Consider the following 23,872-nt stretch of genomic DNA (forward strand, 5'->3'; position numbering starts at 1 on the left):
AAGCGCTATCAACTCAGGAGCATGCACCGAACTCACAACACGCCCCCCTGCCCTGTGCGCCGATGCATCAGCCACAGCAGATAGCCTCCACCCAGCACAGCAGTGAGCACGCCCACGGGCAACTCTTGTGGGGCGATCACCCAGCGGGCCAGCACATCGGCCCCCAGCAGCAGCACGCCGCCCATCAGGCTGGCCAGCAGCACCAGCCACGCATGGGTGACCTTGACCATGGAACGCACCAAATGCGGCGCGGCCAAGCCCACAAAGGCGATAAGCCCCGTCTGCGCCACAGCCGTGCCGGTGGACAGGGCCAGCACGGCCACCAGCGCCACGCGCATGGGCACCAGCGGCAAGCCCAGGCTGGCGGCGGTGGATTCGCCCAGGCTCAAACCATCGAGCGCGCGGCTGAACACCCAGGCCCCAGCCATGCACACGCACCAAGCCAGCGCCATCAGCACGCAAGACGCCCAGCCAATAAAGCCCGCGCTGCCCAGGTTAAAGCCCTGCATGGCGGCAATGATGTCTGGGGATGCCAGGGTGATGAGGTCTTTGATAGCGCCCAGCACCACCCCCACGATGACCCCGGCCAGCAGCAGGCGCAGGGTGTGCTGCACCCCACGCGCCAGTTGCAGCGTGAGCAGCACGGCCACGACGGCCCCCACAAAAGCCGCACCCGTCAGCCCCAGCTTGGCCAGCCACGCCGTGGCGGGGGCGGTGCCAAACAGGGCCAGAGCGGAAGCCACGCCCAGCGATGCGCCCGAGGCGCTGCCCAGCAAAAACGGTTCGGCCAGCGGGTTGCGGAACAGGCCCTGCGCCACCGCGCCCGACAAGCCCAGCAGCGCGCCCGCCAGCCAGGCCCCCAGGCTGCGCGGCAGGCGAATGTCCCACACGATGCGGGCGGCCATGGGGTCGTCGGCCAGGCGCAGCACGCTGTCAAAGCCCGTGCTGCCCACGCTGGCCCCCAGGGCGGTGAGCAGCACCGTCAGCACGGCCAGCGCCAGCAGCAGCCACGCTGCGCGCTGGCGCGGGGTGGTGAGGCGCGCGTGGGCGTGAGCGGCGGCGTTGCGCGTGGGCATGTCGGCCATGGCGGGATCGGGAAGCTGGCTCATGGGCAGTTCTTCACGGCTTTGTACTGGAAGCCTGGGGCGGGGCCGGTGGCGCAGCGGACGTCTTGCGGGCCATTTTGTCGTTGATGCACTGGGCCATGATGCGCGCGGCCTCGGCCATGCGGGGGCCGGGGCGCACCACGGCGTCGGACTCTTCGGGCCCGTACACGCACAGGCGCTGCAGGCGCACGGCCTGGAGGGTGTTCCAACCGGGGTAGGACGCAGCAGCCTGCATGCTGCGGTTGCCCATCATGATGAGGTCGGGGTTGGCGCGCACCACAAACTCGGGGTTCAGGCGCGGAAACGGCCCCAGCGATGCAGGAATGACGTTCTTGACGCCCAAGCGGGTGAGCGTCTCGCCGATGAACGAGGATTCGCCCGCGCCATACGGGCCCCGGCTCACTTCAAAGTACACCCGCGCGTTGCGGGCCTCCGGCAGCAGGCTTTGGGCGGCGGCAGACACCGCAGCATCAATCACGCGCCACACCTTGTGCGCTGCATCGTCTGGCTGGCCGAGCAGCTGGGCCATTTTGACCAGCACGCGCTGCACGTCGGCCTGGGTCTTGGGCTCCAGCGTGACGACGGGAATGCCCAGTGCCTCCAGCCGCTCGCCCGCACGGGACGAAACGGACATCACCACCACATCGGGCCGCAGCGCCACCACGGATTCGATGCTCGGGTCCAGCCCGCCGCCCACCTTGGGCAGCTTTTGCACGCTGGCGGGGTGGTTGGAGTAGCGGTCGGTGCCCACCAGACGGTGGCATTGGTCAAGCGCGCAGATGGTCTCGGTGAGCGAGGGCAGCAGGCTCACGATGCGCTGGGGTGGCCGGGGTAAGGTGATGGTGCGGCCCCGGTCGTCTGTGACCTGCACGGGCTGCGCCCGCGCCAGCCCGGCCATGAGCAGGCCCAGAACGATGAGGATGGCGATCACCCAGAGGATGCGGCGCACGGGGGTGGGTTTCATAGTTCTATCTCAGTGAATTCGTTGCTGTACAAAACAACCCACCACGCTCAAAACTGGCGCGATCCAGACCAGGGCCGTCGTTCAAGGGCCGCCAAGCCGCAGATGCGGCGCTTCGCTTGTGTGCACGGACGGCGTCCCCCTCCCGCGAAGCGAGAGAGGGAGAAGGCGCGACGCGACTCAGGGGGTGATTCATTTCAGTTTCAGCGGCAGCCCAGCCGCCATCAGCGTGACGCGATCGCACGCCTGCGCCACTTGCTGGTTGAGCACGCCCAGCGCATCGACAAAGGCGCGCACTTCGCGGCCCATGGGGATGACGCCCAGGCCGATCTCATTACCCACCAGCACCACGGGGCCGGGGGCTTTTTCAATTGCTATCAAAAAATGAGCTGCTTGCGCCTTCCAATCAAGCGCTAGAGCCTGTTTTTGCTTGATATCCAGCGCGTCGTCACCAGCAGGCATGAGCCAGTTGGTGAGCCACAGGGTGAGGCAGTCCACCACCACCAGCGTGTGCGCGGTGCTGTGCTGGGCCAGGGCGGCTGCCAGGTCGCGGGGTTCTTCCAGCGTGCGCAGGCCGGGCACGCGCTCGGCGCGGTCGCGCTGGTGGCGGGCGATGCGCTCGCGCATCTCGCCGTCCCAAGGCTGGGCGGTGGCAATCAGCACGGCGTTGTGTGCGGGCGACTGGGCCAGCCAGTCGCGCGCCTGCAGCTCGGCGCGGCGGGACTTGCCGCTTTTCTGTCCGCCGAGGATCAGCTCGGAGCGGCTGTTTGGCATGAATTGGCTCACGCAGTCACTCCACCCAGCAGGCGTGCCACAGCGACGGGGCTGGACGGGAACCACGCGTGGAAGTAGCTGGCGTGGATGCTGCCCAGGCGGTACAGCGCCTCGCCCGCATCGGCCGCCACCGGCTCATCGGGCCGCGAGGTGCGCGACACCACGGGTGCATCGCTTTGCGCGGTGGAGTAATGGAAGGTGTGCCCGCGCAGCGTGCGCCCATCCACCACCAGTTGCTGCGGGCCCAACGCGGCCAGGCGCTTTTGCATGCGGACATGTCCGGGCAGCAGGCCCCAAGCGGGGTGGGGGGTTCCGTCGGTGTGGGTGATGGATTCGAACAGCGCCATCATGCCGCCGCACTCGGCCCACAGCGGCTTGCGCTGCAGCACATGGGCCATCAGGCTGGCCTTCATGCCGGTGTTGGCAGCGATACGGTCGGTGTGCAGCTCGGGGTAGCCACCGGGCAGCCACACGGCGTCGCAATCGGGCAAGGCGGCATCGTGCAGGGGCGAGAAGAACACCACGCGCGCGCCCAGTTGCTCCAGCGTCTGCAGGTTGGCGGCGTAGGTAAAGCAAAACGCGGCATCGCGCCCCACGGCCACGGTGCGGCCCTGCAGCAAGGCAGGCACGGGCTCTGCATGCTCGGGCGCGGGAAAGTCCACCGCCCAGCGCTGCAGGTCTTGCGGGCTCATTTGGCCCAGCGGGGTGGCGGCCAGTGCATCGGCGGCGGCATCCAGGCGCTGGGCGCTGTCGGCCAGCTCGTGTGCGGCCACCAGGCCCAGATGGCGCTCGGGCAGCAAGGCCGCGCCCTTTTTGCTGGCGCCAGCAGGCTCTTCGCCATGGCTCACACGCATCAGCGCACCCATCCAGTCGGCGCTGTCGCGCAGACCATCGCGCAGCATCTGCGCATGCCGCTCGCTGCCCACGCGGTTGGCCAGCACGCCGGCCCAGGGCATGTCTACGCGGTAATGTTGCAGGCCAAAGGCGAGCGCGCCAAAAGTGCCCGCCATGGCCGATGCGTCCACCACCGCCAGCACCGGCACGCCAAAGTGCTGGGCCAGATCGGCCGCGCTGGGGGTGCCGTCAAACAGGCCCATCACGCCCTCAATGAGGATGAGGTCGTTGCTTTGCGCTGCGGCATGCAAGCGCTGGCGGCAGTCGGCCTCGCCGTTCATCCACAGATCGAGCTGGTGCACGGGCTGGCCGCTAGCGAGCTGGTGCCAGTGCGGGTCCAAAAAGTCTGGACCGCACTTGAACACCTGCACACGCAGGCCCCGGCGCGTGTGCAGCCGCGCCAGCGCCGCCGTCACCGTGGTCTTGCCCTGCCCCGAGGCCGGGGCAGCAATCAACAAGGCGGGGCAGCGGGCGGGCGTCTGCATCCCGGCTGCGGTCAAGGTCACTGCGGTGCCCACTTCAAGCCCACAAACAGCGTGCGGCCTGCGGTGGCGTAGTTGCGGACCAGCTGGTAGTCCTTGTCGGCCAGGTTGTCCACGCGGGCCAGCAAGGTGTAGTCGCGCGCAACGCGGGTGCTGGCATACAGATTGATGAGGGTGTAGCCGCCCAGCACGTTGGTGTTGGCAATGGTGTCGTAGCGGCGGCCCGAGGCCTGCACTTCTGCCCCCAGCGTCCACCCAGCCACCACGGTATCGGCCCCGAAGGTGCCGTGGTGCTTGGCGCGGCGGGCCAGTTGCTTGCCAGTGTCCAGATCACGCGGGCGCTGCAGATCGAGCGAGCCGTGCAGTTGCACGGTGCCCACGCGGTGCGATGCGGCCAGCGTCACGCCCTTGTATTCGGCGCGGGCGGTGTTGGCGTAACAGCCCTGTGTCTGCGTGGGCGAACATGCCGAAGCGCCCACAAAGGTGATCAGGTTGGTAACGCGGTTGCGGTAAGCCACGGCCGAGAAGGTGCTGCTGCCCTGGGCATAGCGCAGGCCCAGTTCAGCGTTGTGCGCCGACTCGGGCTTCAAGCTGGCCACGCCGTACTGGCTAAAGCGCTGGTACAACGTGGGCGCACGGAAGGCGGTGCCCACCGAGGCGGTGGCGCGCCATTGCGGCGAGATGGCGTAGCCGTACGCAATACTGCCCGTGTCCTTGCCGCCAAACTCGCTGTCGTCGTCGTGGCGCACGTTGACCTGCACCGTGTGCCCACCGGCGTTGTAGCCATAGCCCAGCGCCACGCCGTTTTGCGAACGGTCGCGGTCGATGGGGTTGTTCTCTAGGTGGTCTTCGCGGCGCTCCAGTGCGGCCGTCAGTTGGTGGGCCCCCTCACGCCATTCGTTCTGGAACAAATAGCCACGCAGGCGCGTGTCCGACAGGTACACCGAGGGCTTGGTTTCGTATTCATCGCGCGAATCGGTCACGCTGAACTTGGTCTTGTAGGCGCTGCTCCACTGTGCCTGCCAATTGAGGCCCAGCGCGTGCATGGTGTGCAGGCTACGGTCGTCATTGCCCAGGCCGCTGTCGTAGCCGCTGTTGGTGTCACCCACCATTAGAGTGCCTTCCAGGCGGTGCACCGCGTTCAGTTGCAAGCCCACGCGGGCATTGCCAGCGGTGTTGCGGTAGCCATCCTTGTCGGGGTTCTGGCCGGCGATGGGGCGGGCGTTGAAGCCATCGCTCTCGTCACGCATCAGGCCCAGTGCGTAGTCCACCGTGCCACTGGCCCCGCTCACACCGGCTTCAAGTTTGGTCGTGCCCCGGTTGCCCACGCCCACAGAAACGAACGGCGCGAAGCCCTTTTCACCGCGCTTGGTAAAGATCTGAATCACACCGCCCAGGGCGTCAGAGCCATACACCGCGCCCGCAGGGCCACGCAAGACTTCGATGCGGTCAATGAGCCCGAGCGGAATGGCCTCCCACGCGGCGCCGCCGGTGGACTGCGAGTCCATGCGCACACCATCGATGTACACGGCAGTGAAGCGGGTTTCTGCACCGCGCAGAAACAGGCTGGTTGCATTGCCTGGGCCGCCATTGCGCGACATCTCCACCCCTGGCAGGCGGGCCAGTAAATCGCCCAGGCCGGTGGCGCCACTGCGTTCAATGCTGTCGCGGTCCACGATGGACACATCGGCCACCAGATCGGAAAGTGGCTGCTCAGTGCGCGTGGCGGCCACCACGGTTTCAGACAAAGAAGGCGTACGCAGGTTTTGCGCCAGCACCGTGGCGCCTGCAGCGGCGGTTTGGGCGTGGGCGGGCACCGACAAGACGCACAGCCCAGTGGCGGCTAGCGCCAACAAATTCGGACGCAAAGACAACGGCGCCAGCTTCCGGGCGCGGGGGATGGGGTAACTCATCGTGGGGGAACTCAATCAACAAACAACCCGTGCCGGCCTCCCCGCCAGCGTGTGGGTGATAAGGCTGTGCCGCCCTTTGATAAGGCGTACACAACCACCGTGTTGGCCGGTATCCGGGCTGGCGGAACGCTCTCCAAAGCCTTCCCAGGGGCTTGTTCAAGGCCCCCAGTGGCATGTGTGAATGGAGAGAGGATCGACTCGATCCGTCCGCTGACCGTTGCGGGGGCAGCGCAGGCCGGGCACGCCACCGTGGTGGTCGCCTTCCTGCTTCCCGTTGAACTGCGGCCTGTGAACCAAGCAGCGAGCACCAACTCGCGGATTTTAGGGCCTCTGCATTCCCCGCCTGGAACAGACGACCCTACAATTGAGGGCTGTATGGCAGAACCCTCCACCACCGATCAGATCGCCGAGCGCGTTGAGCGCCTTTTGGTACGCCACGCCGAGTTGCAACGCACCAATGCCTTGCTGGCCGATCAAGTCAGCGCCCTGACCCAGGAGCGCGATTCACTCAAATCCCGCCTGAACGCAGCGCGCGGCAGAATCGATGCCTTGCTGGAGCGCCTGCCTGCCAACACCGCGCCCGTCGCGCCCGCCCCCACCAAGGAAATCGAATGAAGCAAATCGAGGTGCAGATCCTGCAGCAAAGTTACCTGCTGGCCTGCCCCGAGGGGCAAGAATCGCGCCTGTTGGATGCAGTGGAGCGGGTCGACACCGCCATGACCCGCATCCGCGATGCCGGTAAAGTCCGCGCCCGCGAGCGCATCGCCGTGCTGGCTGCGCTGAACTTGGCTTTTGAAATCGCCGACCGCGATGCAGCGGCGGCCAAGGCAGCAGCAATGCCAGTGCACACCCCTGCCCCCACCCTGGCGGCCACAGCCCCCAGCGATGAAGAAAACCAACGCCTGCAAAGCTTGCTGGGCCGCCTGGACCAGGCGCTGGAGCAAGACGGCCAGCTGCTTTGACGGTGCTGGCTGCGGCCACCCTGGGCAGGCAGCCCATGGTGTGTTTCGGCTTTTAGGCATGGCTGCACGGGCCAGATGGCGGGCCCCGTGGCCGCCAGCCCAGAGCGCAAACGCGTCGGCCACGGCGTTTGGCCCAGGCTTCGCAACCCATCCCCAAATACATCACCGCTTTGCCTGCAACCTCAAGGCCAAAGGCCTACAATGGTGAGGTCTGCGGTGCTGCCGGGCTTTATATTTCCTTGAACCAATGCTCCCTGAGCTCGGGCTTGGTAATTGCCTGGTGAGCGTGATCGTCTCGCGTCAGATGAACCCAACGTCAGGCTGCCCTCGCCCCCCTGAACCCCCGGTTCAGGATGCCGGTCCGGTGGCATTCGCAGACACCTTCTTCTTACGCTTGGCACTCTCTGTGCGAAGCGCTGCCGAGCGGCAGCTCAGCCCCCACTCCAACACCTACGGTACCCCTCCCTTATGCTGGATCCTCTGCTGATTGTTGAGTTGGGCGTTTTGGGTTTGTGCACCGGCTTTCTGGCCGGGCTGCTAGGCATTGGCGGCGGCATGCTGCTGGTGCCATTTCTGACCTACATCCTGGGCGCCAAGCAGGTGGGCCCAGATTTGGCCGTGAAGATGGCCATTGCCACATCGATGGCCACCATTGTGTTCACCTCCATTTCCAGCGTGCGTGCGCACCACAAGCGGGGAGCCGTGCGCTGGGACATCGTGACCAAGCTAGCTCCTGGCATTGTGCTGGGCAGCTTCGCCGCCAGCCTGGGGGTCTTTGCTCTGCTCAAAGGCTCTTTTCTGGCCATCTTCTTTGGCCTGTTCGTCAGCTTTTCTGCCACGCAAATGTTTCTGGACAAAAAACCTGCCCCCACGCGGCAAATGCCTGGCTCGGCAGGCCAGATGGGTGCAGGCGGGGTGATTGGATTTTTGTCGGGCTTGGTTGGCGCAGGGGGAGGCTTTGTCAGTGTGCCGTTCATGACCTGGTGCAACGTGCCCATCCACAACGCGGTGGCCACAAGCGCTGCGCTGGGCTTTCCGATTGCCTTGGCCAACGTGATTGGCTATGTGCTGGGCGGCCAGTCGGTGGCCGATTTACCAGCAGGCTCGCTGGGCTATGTGTGGCTGCCAGCACTGGGAGTGATTGCCACCTGCAGCGTGCTGACGGCCCCATTGGGTGCGAAAGCAGCCCACAACTTGCCCGTGAAAAAACTCAAGCGCGTGTTTGCCAGTCTGCTGTTTGCGCTGGCGGCCTACATGTTCTGGAAAGGTGTGCTGGCTTCTTGAACCGAGCCAGTGCACCCGGTTGTTAGCAACTGCAATCGCCGCCAAACAAGCCTCAGGCCGCCGCCGCAAATCCCTGCTGTTGCATACGCCGCACCACCTTGCCGGGGTCGGCAAGCAGCAGGCGAAAGTCTTGCGCAGGCAGCCCTGGCGCGCACAGGAATCCCTGGAAGTGGTCACACTGCATTTGCTGCAGCATGGATTTCTGGGCCATGGTCTCAACACCTTCGGCCACCACGGCAATGCGCAGCGCGTGTCCCATGCTGATCACGGCACTCACGATGGCATGGTCACCATCATCGTCGGGCAAACCACGCACAAAAGACTGGTCCACCTTGAGCTTGTGGATCGGGAGTTTCTTCAGATAGCCCAGGCTGGAGTAGCCCGTCCCAAAGTCATCGATGGCCAGGCTGACCCCCAGTTTGGCAAGCACCCCCAGCCGCTGCGCCATCTCCTGCGCGTCCTGCAGCAAAATGCTCTCCGTCAACTCTAGCTCCAGCAAGGTTGGCGGCAGTCCGTGGACGTCCAGCAAAGAGACCAGTCGGCTCACGAAATCGGGCTGCAAAAACTCCAATGCCGATACATTCACTGAGACAACAATGGGGCTCCCGGACTGCATCCAGCCCGCAGCCTCCCGTATCGCCTGCTCCATCACCCAGGCACCCAGCGTGACGATGTAGCCAGATTCTTCGGCCAGAGGAATGAACGCCCCCGGTGACACAGGGCCCATTTCTGGGTCCGTCCAACGGATCAGCGCCTCGGCCCCCGTGATGGCACCCGTGGTCAGACTGACCTGCGGCTGGTAGTGCACCGACATGTGCTTCAGTCCCAAAGCCTGGCGCATGGCATGCTCCAGCTTCATGCGGGAGAGCAGGTTGGCATTCATCTGCGGCTGGTAAAAGCCGTAGCTGCCCCGGCCACGTTCCTTGACGCGGTACATCGCTGTGTCGGCCTGCTTGATGAGGTCGTCCAGCGAAAGCCCATCGTGCGGGAACAACGCAATGCCAATGCTGCACTGGATAGAGAAACCCATGCCATCCAGCCCAAAGGGGCGCAGCATCTCGTCCAGAATGCGGCGCGACACCGCCTCTGCAACGGTGGCATCGCCGCTATGCAGATAGATGACAAACTCGTCCCCTCCCAGTCGGCACAGCATGTCTGTTTGCCGAAGGCAGGTTTGCAAACGTTCGGCCACCAACTGCAGGACCCGATCACCAAACGGATGCCCCAGCGAGTCATTGATGATCTTGAAGCGGTCCAGATCCAAAAACAAGATGGCAAAACTGCCGCCTTGTTGCTGTGCTGCGGCAATGGCCGCATCCGCGCGCTGCGCGAGCAACAAACGGTTGGGCAATCCCGTCAACACGTCGCTGTAGGCGAGTTCCTCAATGCGCTTCTGTGCGGCGTGCTGCGCCGTGAGATCGCGCATGAAGCCAATGCTCTGCATGACTTGCCCGCTCTCGTCGTGCAGGGCCACCCAGGACAACTGCACTGCGCAGTCGCTCCCTATTCGGCGCGACATCCACAACTCCCCCTCCCAAAACCCCGACTTCTTCCAGCCCTCACCCACCCGCTCCATCAGCAGGGCATCACCCAAAGGCCTGAACAGGGAAGCGGCCAACTGCCCCTCATGAATGGGGGCGGCAGAACCCATGAGTTTTTCGCAACCCGGGTTCATCCGCAAGATCCGATGCTGGCGATCGGCAATGAAGATAGCGTCCAGACTCGACTCGAACACCCTGGCTGCCAACCGAAGACTGGCTTGGGCTTCTGTCTGGCGCGTGATGTCACGGAATGAATAGACCCGCCCAACGGGCAAGCCACGGCTGAGCTGCGGCACAGACCGACGCTCCAGTACTGTGCCAGCGCTCAGCTCCAGAATATCGGTGCTTTCTTGCATCGGGTCGGCCATGATGGCCGCCATCCGCCCGGAGTAGCCCTGCTGGTCGCGCACCTGATCCGCCATGTGGGCAAAAACGGCCGGGTCATCACGGCGGGTCAACATGTCTGGCGGGATGCGCCACAGCTTGACCAAACGCTGGTTGAAAGCCCGAATGCTGCCATCCATGGCACACACCAGCATCCCGTCTGCAGCAGAGTCCAGCGTCGCCCTCAACTCCGACAGCAAGGTCTCCAGCTCCAACTCGGTCGTCTGCTGTTGGCTGCGGTCCATCATCGCCAGCAAGAAGGCCGTGCCGCCCCCCGGCAATGGCACGCGGCGCAACTGCCGCTCCACCGCAATCAGCGCGCCATTGGCATGCAGCACACTGGTTTCAGAGTGGATGCCGTCCGCGATGGCATCCACAGGCTGTGCCCAAAACACATGGTCTTGCGGGGTGGCAACAAAACCCAGCACAGATTGCCCCACCAGCTCCTGAACGGTACGCCCCAGTAGCTTGGCGGCGGCCTCGTTGGCTGCCAGAACTGCCAGAGACTTCTCATCCACCAGACAGACAGCCTCCAGCATCGCATCCAGCCAAGGCTGCGGCAGTGGGTATGTCACAACGCCTGGGCCTCTGCTGCGACGGAGTCTGGGCTGACTGCACGCTCAAAAAAGTAGCAGATGCGCTTGCGCGGGGAGAGGTAATCCAGCGCATCACGAGGCAACTGCGAAGGCTTCAGGCTGCGCCGAATGCCCAGCTCTGGCACCGTCTCCAAATCCAGGATCGGGGCTTCGTCCTTGGGGATGCGCGAATCGTGCACAATCACCCGAGGACGCAGGGGCCGCGAAGAGTTGACCGATGCCACGATGGCATAACGGTCATTGACCAACTGGACGATGGAGCCCGGGGGGTACACCCCCATCATGCGGATGAAGGCACCCAGCACCACAGAATCAAACCGCGACTTGTGCTGTGCAAAGATCACAGACAAGCTCTCGTGGGGCGTAAGGCCCCCTCCACCGATCGGGCTGCAAATGCGGTCATAGTGATTGACCAGCGCCACCACTTGGCTGGATCGACCCAGCTCTGCCGCGCCGCGACGCAAAGGAAAGCCCGAGCCATCGACCATTTCATGGTGCTGCGCGATGGCGGTCAGCACAGATTTGCCCCAACCCATGCGCGTGGCCAACGCTACCGAGGCGGCCACATGGCCCTCGTAGCGCGAGCGTTCAGCGAGGGTCATGGAAGAAGAGACATGGGCCAGTTGCAGCGGCATGCCCATTTTTCCGATGTCGTGCAGCAACGCCGCGACACCCAGGTCATGCAACTCGGCGCTTTTCATACCCAGCGCTTTGCCCAGCAAAAGGCTCAGCACCATGACATTCACGGGATGCAGTGCACCCGGCTCACCAACGCCCTCAGAGAGCAGGCGGATCACCGAGTCACTGTTTTCAAGCAGCTCACCCACACACTCTGACACGAGCGATGCCCCTTCAGCTTGCGCAGCCTGGGGCTGGTCACTGACCAGCTTCTCCATCGCCACATACTGGCGAGTGGCCAAGCGAAAGCGCTGATCGCAGGCCATCAAAGAAGCGTTTTGGGCTGCCAGCAGCAACCTGCGCCGCAACGCCAGGGCATTCTCAGCCCCAGCGGTCAATGCAGAGGATTGATCCGCAACAACGGACTCAGGCGATACAGGCTCTGGGCATGCTGGCGGAGTTTCGAGTTCTGGCGGAATCACGCCATGGCGAAACTCGGGGTCGCTTTTCTTGGGCAGCACCTTGATTTGGGTGAGCCCCAACTCGCGCAGGGTTGCGATCTGCTCCGCAGAGCCCACCCTGAAATTGCTGACGGGAAACGGATGCTGCATCCAACTCAAATCCAGCTGGATATACATGCCAATTCGCAACTGGCTGATATCGATAAGAACTGAGGTATTCACAGCGCAATAGGTGACAGTGGGAAAATGTAACAATACCGCGGCAATTGTTAAGCCCATTATCACCAGTTCTGATGGCCGCCTGAGCAAGGCGTTTACCCCCTATTTCCAGCAGCGCTTTTCTGGAAAAGAGGTCGAACTCAGACGCAAAAGCCGCAAAACCTTGTGCCCAGCCGGGGCCATCTCAGCGCACGGTTCGGCAGAAGCAGAAAAATGGCTGTCCCGCAAAGATAGATCAGCTGGTCCAGCAAGATGTAAAAGCTGACGGAGTGTGGTGAAATTGCCAAAAAGTGACGGACTGATCGCTAGCTATACAAGCCAAAGCAGTCGGCCAGCTCTTTGAACAGGTTCTTGGCAGGCAGGGCCAAGCGCCTGACTCAACGACACCACAGTGAAGGCTTGTATACCAAGTCCATCCACAACGCCCACACCGCAACGCCACACAACAAGGCGCCACTGATACGAGCCCCCCAATCACCCCGCAACGCTTGGAGGTGCTTGCGCCCCCAATGCCATGCCAGCGGGCCACCGACCAGCCACAGGCCGCTGCCCACTGCAAAAAGCGCCATAGACAACGCCCCTTGTACCGGGCCGCCACTGAGCGCTGCCACCAACAGCGCTGAGTAAAGCAGCCCACAGGGCATCAGAGCCCACAACATACCAGCCGACGCCACCCCGGCAGGGCTGCCCACCAAGGGCCTGACACGCGCCCACACTGAGCGACCGGCCTGCTCCACCCAGGCAGGCTGGCGCAACTGAACCATCATCATCAGCCCCCAACCCAGCACAGCAACGTGCATGAGCGTCCACACAGGCCGCAGTGCCATGGATTGCTGGGTGACCCAGGCCAGGCTGTCCATCGCCCAGGCCGCCAAGGCCCCCAGCAGCGAATAGCCCAGCACACGGCCACTGTGAAAAGCCAACTGGCGCAGAACAGAGGGTGCTGCGCTGCGTGGCATCCAGTGCACAGGCTGCTCTGGCGGGAGAGTTCCTGCCACTGAAGCGCCCGCCCCCACCACGGCACCGCAAGGCGCCGAACACATGGCAATGCAGTGGGTACCACCCAGGAGCCCCATCACCAACGCAGTCCAGGCCACGGCACCAGTCATATCGAGTGTCAGATGATGCGAGAGAACTTGGCACGCGTGCGATCAGCCTGCAGGTAGCGATCAAACACCATGGCAATGCCACGCACAAAGAACCACCCCATGGCCGTGACACGCACACCCTCGTCACCGACCTCCACCAGGCCTTGGGTCTGCATGTCCTGGAGCTGATCCAACTCAGCAGCAAAGTAGCGGCGGAAGTCAATCAGCCAAGCCTGCTCCATGGGCTCAATGAGCAACTCTCCTTGGCACATCAAGGCCATGATGGCAGCACGTCGCACCAGATCGTCCCGATTCAGTGCCAAGCCACGGACCACGGGCAAACGCCCCTGGTCGAGGTGGTCGTAGTACTCATCCAGGGTCTTGGCATTTTGGCTATAGGTGGCACCAATGCGCCCAATGGCCGATACGCCCAAGCCAATCAGATCGCAGTCAGGCTGCGTGCTGTACCCCTGGAAATTACGGTGCAAGCGCCCTTGCCGCTTGGCAATGGCCAGGGCATCGGTGGGCAGCGCGAAATGGTCCATCCCCACATACACGTAGCCCGCCTCCAAAAAGGCATCCAGCGAACGCGACAACATGGCCACCTTGGCTCCGCCCGTAGGCAGCTCGGCAGTGATGATGCGACGCTGGGGCTTGAAGCGGTCTGGCAAGTGAGCATAAGCGTACAGCGCAATCCGATCCGGGCGGAGCTGAGCGATCTGGGACAGCGTACGGTCAAAAGATTCAGGGGTCTGGCGTGGCAAACCGTAAATCAAATCCACATTGATGGAATCAAACCCAATGGACCGGGCGGACTCTACCAAAGCAAAGACCTGCTCGGCGGGCTGCACGCGGTGCACGGCCTTTTGTACCTCGGTGTCAAAGTCTTGCACACCAAAACTCAGCCGGTTAAAACCCAACTCGGCCAACAAGGCCAAGCGCTCTGCATTCACAGTCCGCGGGTCCACCTCGATCGAATACTCACCCCCAGGCGCCAGCGTGAAGCTGCGCTTGAGCATAGACATGAGTTCGCGCAAGCCCTCATCCGAGAGAAACGTCGGCGTCCCCCCCCCCAAATGCAGCTGACTGACCACCTGCCCTACACCGCACTGGGCCGTGTGCAGATCAATCTCACGGCTCAGGTAGCGCAAATAGACATCGGCGCGGTCATGGTGTTTGGTGATGATCTTGTTGCAAGCGCAGTAGTAGCATAGCGACTCGCAAAACGGAATGTGCACGTAAAGCGACAATGGCATCGCCTTGGCACCTGTTCCCAGATGCCTCTGCGCCAATGCCAAGGCATATTCCTCTTGGCCAAATGCCTCCACGAAACGGTCTGCCGTGGGGTAGGAGGTGTATCGAGGGCCTGGCACGTCAAAGCGGGTCAGGAGTTCTGGGGTAACTGCGGTCATGGGGATATCCTTGCGTACTAGCTTACTGTGCCGCACCCCTCCTCTTGCGTCCTTGACCTGCATCAAGTGAAGTCATCTCCACAAGAGCGACAATTTGATGCATATCATCTGCTGCTACTCGCAGACCGAGGCATACCGGCCTCCCTCGTCGTGCACGATATGCCCGAACATCAACCAGGTTTCTGTGCCATGAATCCGCTCACCATCAAAGTCGCTTGCTCCAACTGCAACCTCCGCGAGCTTTGCATGCCCGTTGGCCTCAATGACGAACAGCTGCAGCGCATCGACGAGGTGGTGGCCGTGCGCCGCAAAGTCAAGCGCGGCGGCACACTTTTTCGCAATGGCGAAGCCTTCACCTCGCTGTACGCCATTCGCACAGGTTTCTTCAAGACCTGTGTCGCCACTGAGGATGGTCGCGACCAAGTCACGGGCTTTCAAATGGCCGGTGAGATCATCGGCCTGGATGGCATTGTCAATGATCACCATACCTGCGACGCCGTGGCGCTGGAAGACGCCGAAGTCTGTGTGATGCCGTTTGATCGCATTGAAGAACTCTCACGCGAAGTAACGGCACTGCAGCACCATGTGCACAAAATCATGAGCCGCGAAATCGTGCGCGAACACGGCGTGATGCTTCTTTTGGGCAGCATGCGGGCTGAAGAGCGCTTGGCGGCATTCCTGCTCAACCTGGTACAGCGCCTGCATGCTCGCGGCTTCTCTCAATCGGAGTTGGTGCTGCGCATGACCCGGGAAGAAATTGGCAGCTACCTGGGCCTCAAATTGGAAACCGTGAGCCGCACTTTCTCCAAATTCGTAGAGGATGGAACCGTCGAAGTTCGCCAGCGCCACGTACGAATCTTGGACACCGATGCCCTGCGCCGCATCGTGAACAATCAGCAAGCATGCCATTGAGCAACCTGCTTGCAGGGCATGCCCAACGGTAGCTTGCAACCCACATCAAGGGCAAGATGGTGTCTTGCGGCAATCGTCAGGCCGGTCTTGGTCAGGCACAGGGCAGCGGTTGAGTTCAAACGGTGACATGGCCAGCAGCGTGGTCATGGCACCCGACAACATGGTGAGCGCCCAAAAGGCAAAGAACGCCAGGGTGTAAACCCCCTGCCGAGACAACGCCAGCGGCTGTCCAAACCAGTGCAGGTCTTGGGGGTCCACCATGGCAAACACCAACACCTCCAAAGCCCCGGCGACCAAAAAAGCAGGCCAAGCAATCCACATCAAACGCTGTGTCCACATCGTGGTGTCTCCGTATGGTTTTGAGAAGGCGTCGAAGCCTGGGCCTACCGCCATGGAGGCCCTGACCCCGCAACTAGCGGGGCTGGTCTTTGAGTGGTGTCACGGCATGGTTGCGGCCCTTGAGCGCAGGTGCCATGCCGGGCTCCGGATTCTCCAGCCTCTTGTTGATGTCAATGCCTTGCTGGTAGTAGTCTTCAGCAACCACAGGGTCAGGACTGGACACTGCAATCCACAAGGTGACGAAGCCCGCCACTACGACGATCGCGGGGCCTGAGAGCACCAGCCAAACATGGCCAAACTTCCACCAAGGGGCAGCCTGGACGGGTGCGGGTGCGGGTGCTGAAGAGGAAATCGAAGACATAGCAAACTCCATCAAAACGGGTAAAACAGCGAGACCACAGGCTGCTTACCGAGGAACCAAAAAGACAGTTTTTTCCGATACATGGGCGCCACCACCTTCCGCCCCAATCTCAAACGTCACAGGATGCGAACCCGGCGTTGCGGACCCATAGGGCACCTGCAAACGCACCGCCACCCAGCGTGACTGCGCAGGCTCAATGTCCACAGCAGCCTCCGATACGACCTCCAAGCCCTCCAGCCCCTTGGCTGCTACGTGGTAGCGCTGAGGCAACTCCGTCGCATTCATGATCTGGATACGGTAGATGTTCTCCAGCTTACCGCCCGCAACGATGCGAGACAAGGCGGCACGATCCCGCACAACGTCGACCTTCAAAGGCGTTCTGGTCATCAGGCTGGCAAGCATGGCCACACACAAGGTCACCAGCACGGCGCTGTAAATCAACACACGGGGCCGCAACACGCGCCGTAGGATCTGGGACTGCGACCAGCGCTTCACGACGCCATTCTGGGTAGTGAACCGAATCAAGCCACGGGGGTACTTCACCTTGTCCATGACAGTGTTGCACGCATCCACGCACAACCCGCACCCAATGCACTCGTACTGCAGCCCTTTGCGAATATCAATACCCACAGGGCACACCTGCACACACAGCGTGCAGTCGATGCAATCCCCGAGACCCTTCGCCTTGTGATCTACGGTCTTGCTGCGTGGCCCACGTGGCTCACCACGCGCAACGTCGTAGCTGACGATGAGCGTGTCCTTGTCAAACATGGCGCTCTGAAAGCGTGCATAGGGACACATGTACTTGCACACTTGCTCACGCATGAAGCCCGCATTGCCATAGGTGGCAAAACCGTAAAACAACACCCAGAAAATCTGCCAGCTGCCCTGCAAAGCGATCAGCTCAGCGCCCAGCTCGCGGATCGGCACAAAGTAGCCAACGAAAGTGAACCCCGTCCACAGGGCTACTGCAATCCAAACGGCTTGCTTGAAAAACTTTTTCCTGACCTTTTCAAAGGTCCACGGACCGCCATCCAGGCGCAAGCGGGCACTGCGATCACCTTCGATCTTGTGCTCAATCCACATGAAGATTTCGGTGTAAACCGTTTGCGGACACGCAAACCCACACCACAAGCGCCCTGCCACCGCAGTGAACAAGAACAGAGACAGTGCTGAGATGATCAGCAGCCCCGTAAGGTAGATGAAATCCTGCGGATACAGGACCAGACCAAAAATGTAAAAGCGGCGCGCGCCCAGATCGAACAGCACCATTTGGCGCTGCCCCCACTCGAGCCAGGGCAGGCCATAAAACACCAACTGGGTCAGGAACACCATGGCCCAGCGCCACCGGGCAAACAAGCCGCTGATCGAGCGCGGGTAAATCTTCTTCTGCGCCTCGTACAGGGAGACGATCTCAACCTGACTGCTGGAAGCATCGGAGCCAGCTGCCTCGACGGGAGCGATGGGAATGACCTTGCGAGGGGACTCGCTGGGTTGCTTCATGGTGGCGCTCTTTATTTCTTCAAAACTACTCAACCCAAACAACAAAGGGCGGTATCACCCGATACCGCCCCGTACCCAGCTTACTGAGCCTTGTTGTTTGACAAGCCCCAGACATACGAGGCCAGCACCTTGATCTGGGCTTCCGTCAACTTTTCTGCCTGTGCAGGCATCTGGTTGACCTTGCCGTTGTTGATCATGGCCGTGATGGCTGCCTCACCCCAGCCATGCAGCCAGATGTCGTCGGTCAGGTTGGGGGCACCCAGGGCCTGGTTGCCTTTGCCGTCCATGCCATGGCATGCAGCACATGCCGTGAACTTGGACTTGCCCAAAGAGGCGCGCAATGAATCATGGGGGCTGCCCGACAGGCTCAACACGTAGTGCGACAGGTTGCGCACATCTTCAGGCGTGCCAACCGCTGCAGCCATGGGAGGCATGTTGCCAATACGGCCCTTTTGCAAGGTTTCCAGAATCTTGTCTGGAGTGCCGCCGTGCAGCCAGTCGCCATCCGCCAGATTCGGGAAACCCTTGCTGCCGCGGGCATCCGAGCCATGGCATTGCGCACAGTTGTTCATGAACAAGCGCTCGCCAATCGCCTTGGCCTGCGGGTCTACCGCAATGCCCTCAGGGGTCATGGCGGCAAAGCGTGCATACAAAGGCTCCAACTCTTTGTTGGCCTTTGCCACTTCAGCCTCGTACTCGCCCTTCTGGGTCCAGCCCAGCTTGCCAGCCGAACTTCCCAGGCCAGGGTAAGCAGCCAGGTAGCCCAAGCCAAAGATGATGGTGATCACGAACATCCACACCCACCAGCGTGGCAGGGGGTTGTTCATTTCAACCAGGTCTTCGTCCCAAACATGGCCTGTGGTGTTATCGGCCGTTGCCACGACCTTCTTGCGGCCTGCCATCCAAAGCAGTAAGGCGCAGCCGATGATGCCGATCAATGTCAGCGCGGTCACAAAGACCGACCAGAAATTGCTGGTGAAGTCACTCATGGGTTTTTCTCATTCTGGTGGAGTTCATTCTTGCTCAAAGGGCAAGCGAGCAGCTTCATCAAACTTGGCGCGGTTGCGACCCATGTAGGCCCACACCCAGATGCCGATGAAGCAGGCCATCGAAGCCAGTGTGGCCACGATGCGCATGGTGGTGATGTCCATTGCTGCTCTCCTTTACTTGAGCGCGCGGCCCATGACTTGCAGGTAGGCAATCAGCGCATCCAGCTCGGTCTTGCCCTTGACTTCATCCGCTGCGGCCGTGATCTGCGCGTCGGTGTAAGGCACACCCACCGTGCGCAAGGCCTTCATGCGGGGCGCGACATCCGTAGGGTCAATGGTGGTCTTCTCCAGCCAAGGGTAGGCAGGCATGTTCGACTCGGGCACCACATCACGCGGATTGTTCAAGTGGATGCGATGCCATTCATCGCTGTACTTGCCGCCCACACGGTGCAGATCAGGGCCTGTGCGCTTGCTACCCCACTGGAAAGGATGGTCATACACAAACTCGCCAGCCACCGAATAGTGGCCGTAGCGCAGCGTCTCTGCACGGAAGGGACGGATCATCTGCGAGTGGCAGTTGTAGCAACCTTCGCGGATGTACACATCGCGGCCCATGAGCTGCACAGCGGTGTAGGGCTCTACACCCTTGACAGCCTCAGTGGTGGACTTCTGGAAGAACAGGGGCACGATTTCCACCAGACCGCCAATGGCGATCACCAGCAGAATCAGCACGATCATCAGGAAGTTGTTGGTTTCAATCTTCTCGTGGCTGAAACCGGTAGAAGCTTGCTTATTGTTTTGAGACATATTGGCTCCTTAAGGCTCAAGCGTGGGCTGCGTTCACGGCGGGAATCGCCACCTTGACCGAGCGGCCAGAGATTGCAGTGGCCCACACGTTCCAGGCCATCACCAGCATGCCGCCCAGGTACAGCAGACCACCGGCAACGCGGATCACATAGAAGGGGTAAGTGGCCTTCACGCTTTCAACGAAGGTGTAGGTCAGCGTGCCATCGGGGTTCACGGCGCGCCACATCAGGCCCTGCATCACACCGGCAATCCACATCGCAGCGATGTACAGCACGATGCCGATGGTGGCCATCCAGAAGTGCAGTTCAATGGCCTTGATGGAGTGCATCTTTTCGCGGCCAAACAGACGGGGCACCAGGTAGTACAGCGAGCCCATGGAGATCAAACCCACCCAGCCCAAGGCACCAGAGTGCACGTGGCCCACGGTCCAGTCGGTGTAGTGGCTCAGGGCGTTGACGGTCTTGATGGACATCATCGGGCCTTCGAATGTGGACATGCCGTAGAACGACAAGGACACGATCAGGAAGCGCAAGATAGGATCGTCGCGCAGCTTGTGCCATGCGCCAGACAGCGTCATCACGCCGTTGATCATGCCGCCCCAGCTGGGGGCCAGCAGGATGAGGGAGAACACCATACCGACGGATTGCGTCCAGTCAGGCAGCGCGGTGTAGTGCAGGTGGTGAGGACCCGCCCACATGTAAGTAAAGATCAGAGCCCAGAAGTGCACGATCGACAGGCGATACGAGTACACAGGGCGACCTGCTTGCTTGGGGATGAAGTAATACATCATGCCCAGGAAGCCTGCCGTCAGGAAGAAGCCCACGGCATTGTGGCCGTACCACCACTGCACCATAGCGTCTTGCACACCGGCGTAGGCCGAATAGCTCTTCATGTAGCCCGCAGGCACCGCTGCACTGTTCACCAGGTGCAACAACGCCACAGCCAGAATGAAAGCACCAAAGAACCAGTTGGCCACATAGATGTGCTTGACCTTGCGGGTACCCACCGTGCCGAAGAACACGATGGCGTAGGACACCCAGACCAACGTGATCAGGATGTCAATGGGCCATTCCAGTTCTGCATATTCCTTGCCGGAGGTGTAGCCCAACGGCAGGCTGATCGCCGCTGCCAGGATGACCAGTTGCCAGCCCCAGAACGTGAACGAGGCCAAAGCGGGGGCAAACAACCGAACCTGGCTGGTGCGCTGCACCACGTAGTAGCTGGTAGCAAACAGCGCACAGCCGCCAAACGCGAAGATCACTGCATTGGTGTGCAGTGGACGCAAGCGACCGTAGCTAAGCCACGGAATACCGAGGTTGAGTTCAGGCCATGCCAGCTGGGCGGCGATGATGACGCCCACCAGCATGCCGACCACCCCCCAGACCACGGCCATGATAGAGAACTGCCGCACGACAGTGTCGTTGTAGTGCGCAGCATTTGTTTTTGGAAAATCCATCGGACACCTCTTTGTATTGCGATACAAGTTTTAACCAGACTGGCATTGCGGTTATTGACGAAAGTCAACCGTCCCGGAGAATGCGCTCCCCCTCTTGCTCCACGCTCTCAAACTGCCCCCGGTACACAGCCCACCACAGGCCCGCCAGGATCATGAGCACAAGCACCACAGACAAAGGAATCAGCAAATAAAGGATGTCCATCAGGCGGGCTCCACAGCATTGAATGAAGAGGCTGCCGGAACAACGCCCGCAACCGTGAAAGAAGAAGGGCCGCCCTGCTCTGCCGACAGAACGGCGGGCAAGCCTCTGGACAAGCGGGCCGCGTTCAGCACCACCAACAGTGAGCTCAGCGCCATGCCCAGCCCCGCCAGCCAAGCAGGCATCCAGCCCACCACAGCCAAAGGCACGCACAGCGCGTTGTAGCCAGCCGCCCACCACAGGTTTTGGCGCACGATAGAAAGCGTCTTGCGCGCCAACATGACCGCCTGCGGCACCAGCGCCAAGCTGTCGCCCAGCACCACAAAATCCGCCCGCGAACGTGCCAGTGGCACCGATCGGCCAAAGGCAAACGACACATGGGCGCCCGCCATCACCGGGCCGTCATTGAGCCCATCGCCCACCATGGCCACATGGTGGCCTTGGGCTTGCAGCGCTTGCAGCGCTTGCAACTTGTCCTGAGGTGTGCACGCACCCCGGGCTTGTTCGATACCTGCCTGCGCTGCCACGCGCTGCACTGCTGCGGGGCGGTCGCCAGACAACATTTGCACCGCCAAGCCCGCCTGGGCCAGCGCCTGCACCACGGCAGCCGCCTCGCCACGCACATCCTCGACCAACCCAAAGCGGGCCAGTTCCAGGAACGATTCCTGGCCAGACTGAGCGCCTTCCTGCGCCAGCACCACCCACAAGGCCGTTGACTCCAGGGGCCCGGCAAGCGCTGACCCCACACCATCGGTCACTCCATCAGCCACCCCGGCATGCACAGCCGAACCCAGGCGCACACGCCCCAGCGGCTGCTGCGCAGTGCGGTCAAACACATTGGCACTCAAGCCCAAGCCTGCCTGCTCCTGCAAGTGAGTGACCAGCCAGCGCCCATCGTCTGCAGCTGCCGCCGCCACCAGCGCACGCGAGGCGGGGTGCAACGATTGCCGCGCCAACGCTGCGGCCAGCGACAGGGCCGCAGCCTTGTCCAGCGCCATGCCCGCGACCCGCACCTCCTGCAGCGCCATCGCATCGCGCGTCAGGGTGCCCGTCTTGTCAAACACCACGGTATCGATCTGCGCCAAGGCCTCCAGTCCCTGCAGGTTGCGCACCAGCACGCCCTGCCGCGCCAGCGTACCCGCTGCCGTCAGCATGGCCACTGGGGTGGCGAGCGACAGTGCGCAAGGGCAAGTCACGATGAGCACCGCCACCGCCACCATCAATGCATGGCCTGGGTCTTTGGGCCACCACCAGGCCGCTGCCATAAAGGCCGCCAGCAATACCGCAACCAAAAAGGGCCGGGCAATGCGATCTGCAAGCTGGGCCAGGCGGGGCTTTTGCAGCGATGCGCTTTCCATCAGCGCCACGATTTGCGCAAACCGGGTTTGTGACCCCACGCACTCCACACGAACCTGCACAGGCGACTGAAGGTTGTAGCTACCGGCCGTCACCGTGCTGCCCACAGGTCGATCCACCGGCGTGGACTCCCCCGTCAGCAGCGCCTCATCGGCCTGCGTGCTGCCCAGCGTGATGGAGCCATCGGCCGGAAACGCCTCGCCCGGCAGCACCCGCACCGTGTCACCCACCTGCAGGCGGCGCACCGCCACGCGGGTGAATGCGCCATCAGCGCCCAGCCGTTCCACGCTGTCTGGCAGGCGGTTGAACACCGCCTCCAAGGCGCCCGCAGTGCGATCGCGCAGCCGCAGCTCCAGCCAGCGTCCCGTCAGCAGGAAGAAGACAAACATGGTGAGCGAGTCAAAGTACACCTCGCGCCCAAAAATCCCGTTGGGGTCAAACGTGCCTGCCGTGCTCACCACAAAGGTGATGCCCATGCCCAGGGCCACCGGCAAATCCATGCTCACACGCCGCCGGCGCACATCGCGCAGCGCACTGGCAAAGAAAGGCCCGCAGGCAAAAAAGATGACCGGCAACGAAATCACCCACGATGCCCAGCGCAGCAGTGTCTCCATCTCTTGCGACAGATCACCTGGCTGCGCCACGTAGGCAGGCCACGCGTACATCATCACCTGCATCATGCAAAAGCCAGCCACCAGCCAGCGCCACAGCGCACGGCGGTTTTCCACCTGACGCTGCCCGCGCACAAAGGCATCCATGGCGGGCATGGCCCTGTAGCCTGCGGCTTGCACCGCCGCCATCCACTGCGATGGAACCACCCTGCCCGGCTGCCACACCACGCGGGCCCGCCGCGTGGCCGCACTCACATCGGCCTGCAACACGCCGGGCACAGACTTCAAGGCATCTTCAATCGTGAGGGCGCACGCGGCGCAGTGCATGCCATCGAGCACCACGTGCGAATCCCACGCTGTGCTGGCCGGGTCGCTGCCTGCGGGCACTTCCAGCGCAGCACCAGCCTCGGTGCAAGGGCGGCCAAAACCCAACCACTCCTGCGGGTCGTCCAGCAACGATGGGGCATCCGCAGGCGAAGACCCTCCCTGTGGCTGCGCTGTGCTTGGTGCAGCAGCGGTGGCGGGCGTCACCTCGGATTCGGGCGCGCCAGAGCGAAACATTGACATGGTTCAAGCCTATCCGTGCAACGTGACATGCTTATTGACCTGGATCAAGTCGCAAAAGATGACGCATCCTAAGCTTC

22 protein-coding genes and 1 riboswitch are annotated in these 23,872 nt (G+C 62.3%); of the genes, 4 read left to right on the plus strand and 18 right to left on the minus strand.

Annotated elements, in window-relative coordinates; all coding sequences use genetic code 11:
• Nucleotides 1–32: 32 nt before the first annotated feature.
• The 5 genes from C8C98_RS20995 to C8C98_RS21015 all read right to left on the minus strand — a co-directional run bounded on the left by C8C98_RS20995 (nt 33) and on the right by C8C98_RS21015 (nt 6,130).
• On the minus strand, nt 33–1,076 hold the full coding sequence (locus C8C98_RS20995) for an iron ABC transporter permease (protein WP_121456438.1): 1,044 nt from the start codon (nt 1,074–1,076) through the stop codon (nt 33–35).
• Nucleotides 1,077–1,119: 43 nt separating this feature from the next.
• The gene (locus C8C98_RS21000; RefSeq protein WP_121455849.1) at nt 1,120–2,070 is read right to left on the minus strand and encodes an ABC transporter substrate-binding protein; all 951 of its coding nucleotides are present in this window, start codon (nt 2,068–2,070) and stop codon (nt 1,120–1,122) included.
• A gap of 189 nt (nt 2,071–2,259) precedes the next feature.
• Nucleotides 2,260–2,841: a bifunctional adenosylcobinamide kinase/adenosylcobinamide-phosphate guanylyltransferase gene (gene cobU, locus C8C98_RS21005; RefSeq protein ID WP_121455850.1), complete on the minus strand. Its 582-nt coding sequence runs from the start codon at nt 2,839–2,841 to the stop codon at nt 2,260–2,262.
• An 8-nt stretch (nt 2,842–2,849) separates the two neighbouring features.
• The gene (locus C8C98_RS21010) at nt 2,850–4,220 is read right to left on the minus strand and encodes a cobyrinate a,c-diamide synthase (protein ID WP_121456439.1); all 1,371 of its coding nucleotides are present in this window, start codon (nt 4,218–4,220) and stop codon (nt 2,850–2,852) included.
• 17 nt (nt 4,221–4,237) lie between these two features.
• Nucleotides 4,238–6,130 carry a TonB-dependent receptor domain-containing protein gene (locus C8C98_RS21015; protein ID WP_121455851.1) on the minus strand — a complete coding sequence of 631 codons (1,893 nt, stop codon included), beginning with the start codon at nt 6,128–6,130 and terminating at the stop codon, nt 4,238–4,240.
• A gap of 86 nt (nt 6,131–6,216) precedes the next feature.
• Nucleotides 6,217–6,457, minus strand: a riboswitch (cobalamin riboswitch).
• Between the two features lie 48 nt (nt 6,458–6,505).
• Here C8C98_RS21015 and C8C98_RS21020 point away from each other — a divergent pair.
• From C8C98_RS21020 to C8C98_RS21030, 3 genes are all read left to right on the plus strand, one after another.
• The gene (locus tag C8C98_RS21020; protein ID WP_099655845.1) at nt 6,506–6,745 is read left to right on the plus strand and encodes a DUF904 domain-containing protein; all 240 of its coding nucleotides are present in this window, start codon (nt 6,506–6,508) and stop codon (nt 6,743–6,745) included.
• Complete coding sequence (locus tag C8C98_RS21025; RefSeq protein WP_121455852.1) at nt 6,742–7,092, plus strand: cell division protein ZapA; 351 nt, start codon at nt 6,742–6,744, stop codon at nt 7,090–7,092. The genes C8C98_RS21020 and C8C98_RS21025 overlap by 4 nt, the downstream gene beginning before the upstream one ends.
• A gap of 468 nt (nt 7,093–7,560) precedes the next feature.
• Nucleotides 7,561–8,376, plus strand: coding sequence for a sulfite exporter TauE/SafE family protein (locus tag C8C98_RS21030; protein WP_121455853.1), 816 nt, complete (start codon nt 7,561–7,563; stop codon nt 8,374–8,376).
• Nucleotides 8,377–8,428: 52 nt separating this feature from the next.
• Here C8C98_RS21030 and C8C98_RS21035 read toward each other — a convergent pair whose 3' ends face one another.
• The 4 genes from C8C98_RS21035 to hemN all read right to left on the minus strand — a co-directional run bounded on the left by C8C98_RS21035 (nt 8,429) and on the right by hemN (nt 14,695).
• A complete protein-coding gene (locus C8C98_RS21035; protein WP_121455854.1) occupies nt 8,429–10,840 on the minus strand; it encodes a bifunctional diguanylate cyclase/phosphodiesterase in 2,412 nt (803 codons plus the stop codon).
• Between the two features lie 32 nt (nt 10,841–10,872).
• Nucleotides 10,873–12,153, minus strand: a complete 1,281-nt coding sequence (locus C8C98_RS21040; protein ID WP_233574632.1) for an HD-GYP domain-containing protein — start codon at nt 12,151–12,153, stop codon at nt 10,873–10,875.
• A 419-nt stretch (nt 12,154–12,572) separates the two neighbouring features.
• Nucleotides 12,573–13,304 carry a sulfite exporter TauE/SafE family protein gene (locus C8C98_RS21045; RefSeq protein WP_121455856.1) on the minus strand — a complete coding sequence of 244 codons (732 nt, stop codon included), beginning with the start codon at nt 13,302–13,304 and terminating at the stop codon, nt 12,573–12,575.
• An 8-nt stretch (nt 13,305–13,312) separates the two neighbouring features.
• Nucleotides 13,313–14,695: an oxygen-independent coproporphyrinogen III oxidase gene (gene hemN / locus C8C98_RS21050; protein ID WP_121455857.1), complete on the minus strand. Its 1,383-nt coding sequence runs from the start codon at nt 14,693–14,695 to the stop codon at nt 13,313–13,315.
• A 189-nt stretch (nt 14,696–14,884) separates the two neighbouring features.
• Here hemN and fnr point away from each other — a divergent pair, with 189 nt between their 5' ends.
• Nucleotides 14,885–15,607 carry a fumarate/nitrate reduction transcriptional regulator Fnr gene (fnr, locus tag C8C98_RS21055; RefSeq protein WP_099655852.1) on the plus strand — a complete coding sequence of 241 codons (723 nt, stop codon included), beginning with the start codon at nt 14,885–14,887 and terminating at the stop codon, nt 15,605–15,607.
• A 45-nt stretch (nt 15,608–15,652) separates the two neighbouring features.
• Here the strand turns inward: fnr and C8C98_RS21060 are convergent, their stop codons facing one another.
• The 9 genes from C8C98_RS21060 to C8C98_RS21100 form a co-directional block, all read right to left on the minus strand.
• Nucleotides 15,653–15,946 carry a hypothetical protein gene (locus C8C98_RS21060; RefSeq protein ID WP_121455858.1) on the minus strand — a complete coding sequence of 98 codons (294 nt, stop codon included), beginning with the start codon at nt 15,944–15,946 and terminating at the stop codon, nt 15,653–15,655.
• 73 nt (nt 15,947–16,019) lie between these two features.
• Nucleotides 16,020–16,307, minus strand: a complete 288-nt coding sequence (locus C8C98_RS21065) for a FixH family protein (RefSeq protein ID WP_121456440.1) — start codon at nt 16,305–16,307, stop codon at nt 16,020–16,022.
• A 45-nt stretch (nt 16,308–16,352) separates the two neighbouring features.
• Nucleotides 16,353–17,810, minus strand: a complete 1,458-nt coding sequence (gene ccoG / locus C8C98_RS21070; protein WP_121455859.1) for a cytochrome c oxidase accessory protein CcoG — start codon at nt 17,808–17,810, stop codon at nt 16,353–16,355.
• 80 nt (nt 17,811–17,890) lie between these two features.
• The gene (gene ccoP / locus C8C98_RS21075) at nt 17,891–18,799 is read right to left on the minus strand and encodes a cytochrome-c oxidase, cbb3-type subunit III (protein WP_121455860.1); all 909 of its coding nucleotides are present in this window, start codon (nt 18,797–18,799) and stop codon (nt 17,891–17,893) included.
• A 24-nt stretch (nt 18,800–18,823) separates the two neighbouring features.
• Nucleotides 18,824–18,961 carry a cbb3-type cytochrome c oxidase subunit 3 gene (locus C8C98_RS21080; RefSeq protein WP_121455861.1) on the minus strand — a complete coding sequence of 46 codons (138 nt, stop codon included), beginning with the start codon at nt 18,959–18,961 and terminating at the stop codon, nt 18,824–18,826.
• A 12-nt stretch (nt 18,962–18,973) separates the two neighbouring features.
• On the minus strand, nt 18,974–19,606 hold the full coding sequence (gene ccoO / locus C8C98_RS21085; protein ID WP_121455862.1) for a cytochrome-c oxidase, cbb3-type subunit II: 633 nt from the start codon (nt 19,604–19,606) through the stop codon (nt 18,974–18,976).
• Nucleotides 19,607–19,622: 16 nt separating this feature from the next.
• On the minus strand, nt 19,623–21,062 hold the full coding sequence (gene ccoN, locus C8C98_RS21090; protein ID WP_121455863.1) for a cytochrome-c oxidase, cbb3-type subunit I: 1,440 nt from the start codon (nt 21,060–21,062) through the stop codon (nt 19,623–19,625).
• Between the two features lie 64 nt (nt 21,063–21,126).
• On the minus strand, nt 21,127–21,264 hold the full coding sequence (ccoS, locus tag C8C98_RS21095) for a cbb3-type cytochrome oxidase assembly protein CcoS (protein ID WP_044398643.1): 138 nt from the start codon (nt 21,262–21,264) through the stop codon (nt 21,127–21,129).
• Entirely contained in the window at nt 21,264–23,789 is a 2,526-nt protein-coding gene (locus tag C8C98_RS21100) for a cation-translocating P-type ATPase (protein WP_121455864.1), read from the minus strand. Before C8C98_RS21100 ends, ccoS begins: the two co-directional genes overlap by 1 nt.
• Nucleotides 23,790–23,872: the final 83 nt, after the last annotated feature.

Source organism: Acidovorax sp. 106, from assembly GCF_003663825.1.
Taxonomy (GTDB): Bacteria; Pseudomonadota; Gammaproteobacteria; order Burkholderiales; family Burkholderiaceae_C; genus Acidovorax.